This is a genomic window from Phenylobacterium sp. RIFCSPHIGHO2_01_FULL_69_31 (assembly GCF_001824475.1).
Lineage (GTDB): Bacteria > Pseudomonadota > Alphaproteobacteria > Caulobacterales > Caulobacteraceae > Phenylobacterium.
Window position 1 is genome coordinate 100644 of record NZ_MHXN01000037.1, and the last position, 10161, is coordinate 110804.

Here is a 10161-nt window from a genome sequence, read left to right on the forward strand (position 1 = left end):
TCAGTCGCCGATCAGCGGCGTGATGGCGCCCGTGCGGACGTCGACGAGCACGTCGCGGTCCTGGGCGCCGACCAGTTCGACCTCGTAGTAATGCCGGCCGCCACGGCGCTCCAGCCCGATCTCGGCGACCTTGCCCTTGGTGGCGTCCTCGACCATGGCGATGGTCTGGCTGAGGGTCCGCGGAGCGATCTGCGCGGCCTTCAGGTTCTCGCCGACGATCGGCAGGCGCGCCTTGATCGCCCGGGACTGGTGCACCAGCCGCCCGCTGTTGGCGTCGACGCGCACCTGGACCGGCTTGCCGTTCTTCACCAGCTCGATCTCGTAGACCATGTCGCCCAGATCCATGTCGAACTCGGCGTCGTAGGCGCGGGCGCCCAGCTCGCTCTCGGCGGTGGCGACCGCCTGGGCCAGGGAGATCTTCGGCCGGACCACCTGGGCGGCGGCCGGAACCGCCAGGACCGCGACGGCGCCGGCGGTCAGCAGCATGTTGCGAATGTTCATCTCAGTACTCCGTGTTCGTCCCCCGCAGTCCATCAGATAGCGGACGCAGATGGCCGGCCCCTTCGGCCTGCATTTGAATTTCGTCATGTGCCGAGCGGGCGCCGGCGACGATGCCGCACAGCCGGTCGACCACCGCCTCCAGGCGGAAGGCTTCGGCGCGATTGCCCGGCGGAAGGCAGTCGGCGGGCGTAAGCTGGCGCGCGATGCCGCGGGCGAGGTCGGCGGGATCTCGCGGGTCGGCCAGGACGCCGTAGCGCCCCCCCGCCAGCACCTCGGCGGCGTTGCCCGCCGTCCGCGAGGCCACCACCGGCACGCCGCAGGCCAGGGCCTCGAGCAGGCTGTTGGACGCCCCCTCCCAGAGGGAGGGGAGCACGTAAGCCGTCGCCCGCGACAGGATGGGAAACGGATTTGCCGTCTCCCCGTCGAAGCGGACCGCATCGCCAAGCCCCAACGCGCGGGCGCGGCTTTCCAGCGACGCCCGCCGCTCTGCCGAGCCCCCGCCGAGCACCAGCAGCCGGGCATCCGGCCGCCGCTCACGGACCAAGGCAAGGGCGTCGATCAGGGTCTCGTAGTTCTTCTGGGCGTGCAGTCGGCCCACGGCGACCAGGAACGGGCGACCGTCGTCGAGCCAGGGGTGGCGTAGACGCGCGCTCGCGCGCGCCCGGATGGCCTCTGCGTCGACGCCGTTCGGCAGGACATCGACCCGCCGGTCGCGGCGGGCGCGGCGGAAGGGTTCGCGGGCGGCGATGGCGGCCGAAACACAGACGACGCGGGTCGCATCGGCCGCGATCAGCCGCAGGCCGAGGTTGCGCAGGCCGCTGCGCGCCGGGTCGCCGCCGCCGTGGGCGGGGTCGTTGCTGATGCGATAGATGCGCGGCGTATCCGGCAGGCCCCGCAGTGCCGCCCAGGCCGCCAGGTGTGCGTGGTTGCCCATCGAGACCACCACCGAGGGGCGCAGGGCGTCCAGATGGCCGGCCAACGCCGGGACCGCCCGGGCGAGCGCCAGACCGCGCGGGCCACGGGCGCGCCCCAGGCAGGTGATCGTAGGCCCCCTGAGCTCCGCCGCCAGTGCGCCGCCGTCGAGGCAGGTGACGTTGACCGCCGCGCCCCGCCGCGCGAGCGCGTTGGCCAGGTGGACCGTGTTGCGCGCGACGCCGTCTCCGGCAAGGCCACCGCAGAACAGGACGACGGGACGGGAGCTGGGCATGCCCGCAACCTGTCGGGGCCGGATTTGCACGGCCTCGCCCGAACATTTGCTTTTGCCCACGTTCGGCGATGAGGTGGACAAAAGACGGGGAGGCAAGACGGCCATGATGGACCGGCGGGAGCGAAGGTCTCCAACCTCATGGCCATGCCCTCCGCCAGGGGCCTGTTCCACAAGGCCATCGTCCAGAGCGGCTCGCTGCTGGAGATCGGCGAGCCGGCGCGCGGCCAGCGCCTGGCCGAGGCCGTCCTGAAGGCGCTGGAGCTGGGGCCCTCGGACCTGGCGAAGCTAGCCGAGGTTCCGCCCGCCGACCTCGTGAAGGCGGGCGAGGCGGCGCGAAAGGCCATGCCCAAGCCGGGCCCGAACACCGTCAACCTGCATTGGCAGCCCACCGTCGATGGCGTCGCGATCCCGGCGCAGGGCTGGTCGAACGGCGCCCCCGCCCTCTCCGCGCACGTGCCGCTGCTGGTAGGCTCGACGCTCAACGAATACTCGCCCAGCCAGGGCAATCCGGGCCTGGAGGATGCCGGCGAAGACCAGGCCCGGGCCATGGCCAAGGTCGCCGGCGCCCCCGACGGCGCCTGGGATGCCTTCCGCGCCGCCCACCCGCAGGCCAGGCCGGTCGAGATCCTGTCGAGACTGGTCTCGGGTCGATTCCGCGCGCCGGCGGTCGTCCAGGCGCAGCAAAAGGCGGCGCGGGGCGCGGCCGCGGCCTGGCTCTACCGCTTCGACTACAACCCGGCCTCGGTGCTGGACGGCCGCGTGCGGGCCTTCCACTGCGCGGAGCTTGCCTATTGCTTCGACAATGTGGACCGCTGCCTCAACGCCACGGGAGGCACGGCCGAGGCCCGGACGCTGGCGGCGCGAATGGCGGACGCGTGGATCGCCTTCGCCCGCACCGGCGATCCCAACCACAAGGGCCTCCCCAGATGGCCGCCCGTCGGCGCGGGTGCGACGCCCAACATGCTGTTCGACGCCACGTGCCGCGTGGTCGACGACCCCGATGCGAAGGAACGCGCCGCATTGACCGCCTGACCGTTCCCCGCCGCGCAACGGCCGGGTAGAGGTCGGGCATGTCCGCCTTCGACGCCCGCGACCTGCTCGACTGCTACGCCCGCGGCGTGTTCCCGATGGCCGACGCGCGAGAGGACGCGCGCGTCTTCCTGATCGATCCCGAGCGGCGCGGCGTGATCCCGCTCGACCGGTTCCACGTCTCGCGCAGGCTCGCGCGCACGGTCCGGGGCGATCCGTTTGAGGTTCGCTTCGACACCGCCTTCCATCGGGTGGTGCTGGAGTGCGCCGCCTCGGGCCCAGGGCGCACCGAGACCTGGATCAACCGGCCCATCGAGAACCTCTACCTGCAGCTTCATCGCATGGGCCGCGCCCACAGCGTCGAGTGCTGGGCCGGCGGCGAACTTGTGGGCGGGCTCTATGGCGTGTCGCTGAAGGGGGCCTTTTTCGGCGAGAGCATGTTCTCGCGCCGGCGCGATGCGTCGAAGGTGGCGCTGGTGCACCTGGTGGCGCGGCTGATCGCCGGCGGGTTCGTCCTGCTGGACACCCAGTTCATGACGGACCACCTGAGCCAGTTCGGCGCCGAGGAGATCAGCCGCTCGGCCTATCACCGGCGCCTGGCAAAGGCGCTGGAGATCGAGGCCGACTTCTACGTGGGCGGGACGGCGGGGGTTTCCGGCGCGACGGCGGGCGCGGCCTTGGGCAGCGGGGCAGCCTTGGGCTCGGGCGTCGGCGCCGTCGGCGGAGCGGCGTTCGTCGGCGATGTCGCAGGCTTGGCCGCCGGCAGCTCCAGCAACTTGGGCTCGGCCGTCTCCGGCGCCTTGGCCGCGGGCGGACGGGCGGGCGCTGCCGCCACGGCCGGCGCCGGCGCGTTGGCCCTGCAGCTGATCGCCCAGGCGTCGTAGGTCGCGTGCTCGAGCGGGTTCAGGCCCGGCGACGAGGCGAACATCCAGCCCTTGAACGCCTGGCGCGGCGGCGGTGTCGGACGGCCCGGCTGGGGGCGCGGCTGAGAGTCGACGGTGAGGTAGACGATCGAATCCTCGATGGCCTCGTCCGGGGCCGACCGCTCGCAGGCGCGCACGGTGAACACCAGGCCCTTCCAGCGCACCGGCTGGCCGACCGCGGCCTCGAAGCGCAGCGTTTCGGCGGTCACCTTGTCCAGCGCCTGCAGCACGGCGACGTTGTAGCGGGCGCGGCGGATCGGAGCGGCCACCGGTTTCTCGGCCACCTGCTCCTTCGGCGCGGCGGCCGGGGCGACCTCGCTGGCGGTCACGGGCGGCGCCACGGTCGGCGTCGGGGTCGAGACGGCGGCCGGCGGGGCTTCTTCCGCCACCGGCCCTGCGACGGGCGCGGGCGGCGCTTCAGCGGGCGCGGGCGCGGGCGCGGGCGGCGCGGTGGGCTGGGCCGCGACCATGCCGGTCAGCGCCGCGCCCAGAGCCACGCCAAGTCCGGCGCGGCGAAGGGACAGGCTGGAGGTGCGGCGCGGGCCCACGGCTATTCCGGGGTCCACGCCTCGTAGTCGCCGGTCGCGCGCTGGCGGTCGCCGCCGCGCGAGATCGCGCCCTTGGGCCGGCGGGCGTAGATGGTGCCGGTCAGGTTCGGGAGATGGTCCTTCTCCCACGACCGGCGCAGCAACGGCTCGGTCGTCGGCGGTTCGTCGAAGGTGTAGCGCAGCCAGCCGTGCCAGTCGGGCGTGACCTTCGACGCGTCGGCATAGCCCTTGTAGATCACCCAGCGCCGCTTGCGGCCCTTGTCGTAGCTGTCGCGGTCGTCGCGGGCCTCGTAGTACCGGTTGCCCAGTTCGTCCTGGCCGACGAAGCGGCCACGGCGCCAGGTGGTGAAGTGGATGCCGGTCGTGGCGCCGTTCCACCAGGTGAAGATCGTCTTCAGGACGGACAAATCAGGGCTCTCGGGGCTCGAAATTCGGCCGGACTATAGGCGGGTGCCCTCGGAGCGTCCAGCGCGCGGCGCATCCAGACCCCGCAGCAATATGTTGGGGATGAAGCACCCCTCGCACCCAACATCTATTGCTCCTTGGGCTCGGCGACGCCTAGGCTCGCGTGTCAGGGAGTCGGGCCGCATCATGACCGAGACGTCGCGCGCGGGAATCGAGGGACGGATCCTGGAGCTGGGCGACCGCCTGGTCGAGGTCGAGGCGCCCGCCCATTTCACGAACGCGCGGGTCGAAGCCTGGATCGACTGGGCCGGCGGCCGGACCGACCTCGCCGCCGCGATTCTGCAGTACGCCTATGCGCTCGCCGGCAAGGCGCATGCCCGCGGGCTTATCAAGGATCTGAAGAGCCGGACCCGGTTCCGCGAGGCGATCACCGAGGCGATGATGTTGGGCTTCATCGCCCTCTCCCCCGCTGCGGCGCCCTGCGAGGCGTTGGCGTCCGACGCGCCAACGCTGGATGAATTCACCGCGACGCACCGCGGGCGTGAAGCGGCCCAGGCGGCTGCAGGGTTGCTGAGGGCCCGCCTGCAGGCGGTCATGGACGCCGTGCTGCGTTGCGAGGGCGGCCCGGAGGCCTGCGCCGATCCGGCCCGGAACACCAGCCTGGCCCGCGCGGCCGACGCCGCCCGGGCCGCGGGCGCGCCCGACACCGCGGTCTTGGAGGCGATCGCCCTCGCCCGCGGCGGCGAGAGCGAGTGGCTCTGCGCCGCGCCGCCGCAGGTCCCGTCGGCCCCCGTGGTCGTGGACCGGGGGGCCGCGACGGCCGTCGCCCGCGCCGCGTGGACCACCGGCCGGGTGATCGGCGCCCCGAGCGAAGCGGCCGCGGCGGCGATCGTCGACGGGTCGGGCCTGGCCTGCGCCGGCGTGGAGCTGATGGCTTTCTGGCGTGAAGGCGCCTTCGACGAGGCGGCGTTCGCCGAAGCGGTGAAGCTGGTGGCCATCGCGGTGGGCGCGGAGTCCGATGGTCCGGCGGTGCTCGCGCTGGGCGGACTGGGCGAATGGCTCGTGGCGCACGGCTTCGACTACGACAGCCAGGAGGCTCGGCAGGCCAGCCGCAACCTGTACCAGGCGGCTCGCGACGCGATCGACGGGCTGGAACTCGATCTTCGCCTGGGCTTGGTGAACAATCCGGACCTCGCGCTGCGCCTGGGCGCGCGGCTGGATGCAGCGCCCTGGGCCGGACCGGTGACCGTCGCCGAGACCGCCGACGGCGAGACCGTGAGAGTGCTCTCCGAGGCCGCCATCCTGGGGATCGCCGCCACGGGCGCCGACCTCGCCGCGGCGCGGGACGCCCTGCTCGGCCACCGCAGCCTTACCGAGGCGCCCGGCGTGAGCGCCCAGGCCCTTGCCGCGCGCGGCTTCACCAGCCTGGAGATCGCCGCGGTAGAGGCCGAACTGCCCTTCGTCTCCAGCCTCGCGCGGGCCTTCGCCCCCACGGTCGTCGGGGAAGGGTTCCTGCGCGATGTCCTCGGCGCGACCCCAGAGCAACTGGCCGACCCCACCCTCGACGTCCTGGCTCTGGCCGGCTTCAGCGCCGAAGAGGTCGCCGCCGCCGAAGCCCATGCGCTGGGCGCAGCCGACCTGGCGGACGCTCGCTTCCTGAACGAGGACCAGCGCCGGGTGCTTCGCGCTGCGGCCGAGCTGCCGGCCGCTGCCGAGGCGGCCATGCTGGCGGCGCTGACGCCGGCGCTGGACGTCCCGCCGGTCCTGACGGTCCGGCTGGCCTGGGACGCGAGCATCGCCGAGATCGAGGCCCTGCTCGCCGCCTCCGACGTCGCCATCCACCCGCGCCGCGCCGCGCCGCCGGCCGCCCTGGCGCTCGAGATCCCGCCGGTGGCCGAGCTGCCGGCCCGCGCCGCCGCACCGGCCCCGCCCGAGGAACGGATCGTCGAACGGATCGTCGAGCGCGAGCGGACCCGGCAGAAGCTCCCGGACCGCCGCAAGGGCTACATCCAGAAGGCCAGCGTCGGCGGTCACAAAGTCTATCTGCACACCGGCGAGTACGACGACGGCCAGTTGGGCGAGATCTTCATCGACATGCACAAGGAAGGCGCGGCCTTCCGCTCGCTGATGAACAACTTCGCCATCGCGATCTCGATCGGCCTGCAATACGGCGTGCCGCTGGACGAGTTCGTGGATGCGTTCGTTTTCACCCGTTTCGAGCCCGCGGGAAGCGTCACCGGCAACGATACGGTCAAGTCCGCCACCTCGATCCTGGACTACATCTTCCGCGAGCTCGGGATCAGCTACCTGGGCCGAAACGAGCTGGCGAGCGCCGATCCCGGCGAGCTCAACGCCGACGGCCTCGGCCGCGGCAAGGCGGATGCGGCCATGGGGATCGAGGAGCCTCAGCCCCAGCCGGCGTCGCGGTTCATCTCCCGCGGCTTCGCCCGCGGGGCGGCGCCCGACAACCTGGTCTTCCTGCCGTCCGCGAACCGTGGCGCAGGCCCCGCCGCCATGACCGCCGCCGAGGTCTGCGCGGCCTGCGGCGACATCGCGGTGGTGAAGAAGGGCCAGGCCCTGATCTGCGAGACCTGCGGAACCCGCGCCGGCCGCCTGCCCGAAGACCAGACGGGCTAGAAGGTCGCACCCAAGACCACTGAAGTTACCGCGATTTAAGTGGCGCCTCCGGAGGCGAGCAGGCAGAGGTGACAGCCTGACTGCAAGGAACCGCCCTCCTGATGTTGCGTAACGCCCGCGTCCTGGCCGCCACCGCCGCCGCCTTCGCGATCGGCTCGATCGCCGGCGAGACGATGGCCGGCGAGCCGGTCGTCCGGCGACAGGATTCGTTCGGCGGCTCCTGCGTGAAGTGCGAGCTGTCGGGCCGGAACATGTCGGGCGCGCGGATCATCGGCGCGAACTTCTCCGGCGCGACCATGGTCGGGACCAATCTGCAGGACGCGAAGTTCCACGCCTCGGTCTTCGCCGGCGCCGATCTCACCAAGGCCGACCTCTCCGACTCGGCCATGAGCGGGGCCAACTTCTCCGGCGCCAACCTCAGCAACGCCCGGATGCGCTCCACCGAGGCCAACGGGGTCGTCTTCGCAACGGCGAACCTCACCCGCGCCGACCTGTCCGACAGCGAGGCGACGGGCGCCAACTTCCGCAGGGCGATCCTGGTGAACGCCAACCTGAGTTCGGCCACCTTGCGCGGCGTGGTGTTCGAGAGCGCGGACCTGTCGCGGGCCACGCTGTCCGACATCGAGGCGCAGGGCGCCAATTTCACCCGCGCGCGGCTTTCCGGCACGACCCTGCGGTCCGCCGACCTGCAAGGCGCCAACTTCAGCCGTGTCGAGGCCTCCGGTGCGGTCTTCCAGGCTGCAGACCTGACGGCCGCGTCGATGAGCCACGGCACCTTCACGGGCGCCTCGTTCCGCGGCGCCGACCTCAGCCACGCCAGTCTTTCGGGCTCGACATTCGACGGCGCCGACTTCCGCGGCGCGGACCTTACGCGCACCAGTCTGCACGGGGTGGACCTGTCGAACGCCGAGGGCCTGAGGCAGGACCAGCTGGACGATGCCTGCGGCGATACGCGGACGCGGCTGCCCCGCGGCCTCGTCATCCGCTCTTGCAACGGCGTGCGCCTGATCCTGCGCCACGATACGGCAAAGCCGGCGATGCGGATGGTCCCGGCGATGCCGGCCGCGCCGGCGCCGCCGCAACCGCCCGCGCCGCGCTACTTCCTCCCGGTCGCCGGCTGAGCCGTCACCCCGCCTTGATCGGCGGGGCGAGGCGAATGTGCAGCTCTTTCAGCTGCTTGTCGGAGACTTCCGACGGCGCGTTCATCATCAGGTCCTGACCCTGCTGGTTCAGCGGGAAGGCGATGACCTCGCGGATCGCGACCTGGCCGGCCAGCAGCATGACGATCCGGTCGATGCCGGGCGCCAGACCGCCGTGCGGCGGCGCTCCGTGGCGGAACGCGTTCAGCATGCCGCCGAACTGCTCCTCGACCACTTCGGGCCCGTAGCCCGCGATCTCGAAAGCCTTGAGCATGATCTCCGGCAGGTGGTTCCGGATCGCGCCCGAGCACAGCTCGTAGCCGTTGCAGACGATGTCGTACTGGTAGGCCAGGATATCCAGCGGATCCTTGGTCTCCAGGGCCTCCAACTCGCCCTGCGGCATCGAGAAGGGGTTGTGCGAGAAGTCGACGCGGTTCGTCTCCTCGTTCATCTCGAACATCGGGAAGTCGACGATCCAGACGAATTCGAACCGGTCCTCGTCGACCAGTTTCAGGTCCGTGCCGACCTTGGTCCGCGCGGACCCCGCGAACTTGGCGAACACCTTGGGATCGCCGGCCACGAAGAAGGCGGCGTCGCCCTGCCCCATGCCGATCTGGCCCATCACGGCGTCGGTCTTTTCCGCGCCGAGGTTCTTGGCGATCGGGCCGCCCCAGCCGCCCTGGTCTTCGGACCAGAAGATGTAGCCCAGGCCCGGCTGGCCCTCGCCCTGCGCCCAGCTGTTCATGCGGTCGCAGAACGCCCTGCTCCCGCCCTTCGGCGCGGGGATCGCCCAGACGGCGTTCTTCTTGTCTTCGAGGATCCGCGCGAACAGGCCGAAGCCGCCGCCGCGGAAGTGCTCGGACACGTCCTGCATCTGGATCGGGTTGCGCAGGTCGGGCTTGTCGGTGCCGTACTTGGCGATGCTCTCACGGTACGGGATGCGCGGGAACGGGTACGGGGTCACCGGCTTGCCGTCGGCGAACTCCTCGAACACACCATGCATCACCGGCTCGATGGCGGCGAAGACGTCCTCTTGCGTGACGAAGCTCATCTCGACGTCGAGCTGGTAGAACTCGAGGGAACGGTCGGCGCGCAGGTCCTCGTCGCGGAAGCAGGGCGCGATCTGGAAGTAGCGGTCGAAGCCCGAGACCATCAGCAGCTGCTTGAACTGCTGCGGCGCCTGCGGCAGCGCATAGAACTGCGACGGGTGCAGCCGCGACGGCACCAGGAAGTCGCGCGCGCCTTCCGGCGAGCTGGCGGTCAGGATCGGCGTCTGGAACTCCAGGAAGCCCTGCCCGATCATCCGGTTGCGGATCGACTGGATCACCTTGGACCGCAGCACGATGTTCTTGTGCAGGGTCTCGCGGCGCAGATCGAGGTGGCGGTTCTTGAGCCGGATCTCTTCCGGATAGTCGGGCTCGCCGAAGACCGGCAGCGGCAGCTCGTCCGCCTTGGACAGGACCGTCACCACCTTGACCTTCAGCTCGACCTCGCCGGTCGGCAGGTTGGGGTTCACGGTGTCGGCCGAACGGGCGACGACCTCGCCGTCCACGCGGATCACGCTCTCGGCCCGCAGGTGTTCGACCACCTCGAAGCCGGGCGTGCCGGGGCTCAGCACCAGCTGCGTCAGGCCATAGTGGTCGCGCAGGTCGATGAAGATCAGCCCGCCATGGTCGCGCTTGCGGTGGATCCAGCCCGAAAGCCGGGCGGTCTTGCCGGTGTCGGCGGCGCGAAGCGCGCCGCAGGTATGGGTGCGGTAGGCGTGCATTTGT

General features: G+C 71.5%; 7 protein-coding genes and 2 pseudogenes. 4 read left to right on the plus strand and 5 right to left on the minus strand.

Going from position 1 to position 10161, the window contains the following annotated elements; translation table 11 throughout:
- Positions 1-501, minus strand: coding sequence for a PepSY domain-containing protein (locus A2790_RS20000; RefSeq protein WP_293395491.1), 501 nt, complete (start codon positions 499-501; stop codon positions 1-3).
- A gap of 1 nt (position 502) precedes the next feature.
- Entirely contained in the window at positions 503-1708 is a 1206-nt protein-coding gene (locus tag A2790_RS20005) for a glycosyltransferase (RefSeq protein ID WP_293395494.1), read from the minus strand.
- 129 nt (positions 1709-1837) lie between these two features.
- Here A2790_RS20005 and A2790_RS20010 point away from each other — a divergent pair.
- Positions 1838-2740, plus strand: a pseudogene (locus A2790_RS20010) (carboxylesterase family protein); the annotation flags it as partial.
- Between the two features lie 38 nt (positions 2741-2778).
- Positions 2779-3351, plus strand: a pseudogene (aat, locus tag A2790_RS20015) (leucyl/phenylalanyl-tRNA--protein transferase); the annotation flags it as partial.
- A 14-nt stretch (positions 3352-3365) separates the two neighbouring features.
- On the opposite strand, the gene A2790_RS20020 reads toward aat, so the two are convergent.
- Both A2790_RS20020 and A2790_RS20025 read right to left on the minus strand, forming a co-directional pair.
- A complete protein-coding gene (locus A2790_RS20020) occupies positions 3366-4226 on the minus strand; it encodes a DUF2155 domain-containing protein (RefSeq protein ID WP_293395497.1) in 861 nt (286 codons plus the stop codon).
- Complete coding sequence (locus A2790_RS20025; RefSeq protein WP_068876792.1) at positions 4211-4615, minus strand: NADH:ubiquinone oxidoreductase subunit NDUFA12; 405 nt, start codon at positions 4613-4615, stop codon at positions 4211-4213. The genes A2790_RS20020 and A2790_RS20025 overlap by 16 nt, the downstream gene beginning before the upstream one ends.
- A 184-nt stretch (positions 4616-4799) precedes the next feature.
- Here A2790_RS20025 and A2790_RS20030 point away from each other — a divergent pair, with 184 nt between their 5' ends.
- Both A2790_RS20030 and A2790_RS20035 read left to right on the plus strand, forming a co-directional pair.
- Complete coding sequence (locus tag A2790_RS20030; protein ID WP_293395502.1) at positions 4800-7250, plus strand: ribonucleotide reductase; 2451 nt, start codon at positions 4800-4802, stop codon at positions 7248-7250.
- 101 nt (positions 7251-7351) lie between these two features.
- Positions 7352-8371, plus strand: a complete 1020-nt coding sequence (locus A2790_RS20035; protein ID WP_293395505.1) for a pentapeptide repeat-containing protein — start codon at positions 7352-7354, stop codon at positions 8369-8371.
- Positions 8372-8375: 4 nt separating this feature from the next.
- Here A2790_RS20035 and aspS read toward each other — a convergent pair whose 3' ends face one another.
- Positions 8376-10157, minus strand: coding sequence for an aspartate--tRNA ligase (gene aspS, locus A2790_RS20040; protein WP_293395507.1), 1782 nt, complete (start codon positions 10155-10157; stop codon positions 8376-8378).
- Between the last annotated feature and the right edge of the window lie 4 nt (positions 10158-10161).

What these genes read in the sequence shown, in the direction of transcription:
- A2790_RS20000 (WP_293395491.1), bottom strand. Translation starts at nt 501, where the DNA reads ATGAACATTCGCAACATGCTGCTGACCGCCGGCGCCGTCGCGGTCCTG.
- A2790_RS20005 (WP_293395494.1), bottom strand. Translation starts at nt 1,708, where the DNA reads ATGCCCAGCTCCCGTCCCGTCGTCCTGTTCTGCGGTGGCCTTGCCGGA.
- A2790_RS20030 (WP_293395502.1), top strand. Translation starts at nt 4,800, where the DNA reads ATGACCGAGACGTCGCGCGCGGGAATCGAGGGACGGATCCTGGAGCTG.
- A2790_RS20035 (WP_293395505.1), top strand. Translation starts at nt 7,352, where the DNA reads ATGTTGCGTAACGCCCGCGTCCTGGCCGCCACCGCCGCCGCCTTCGCG.
- aspS (WP_293395507.1), bottom strand. Translation starts at nt 10,157, where the DNA reads ATGCACGCCTACCGCACCCATACCTGCGGCGCGCTTCGCGCCGCCGAC.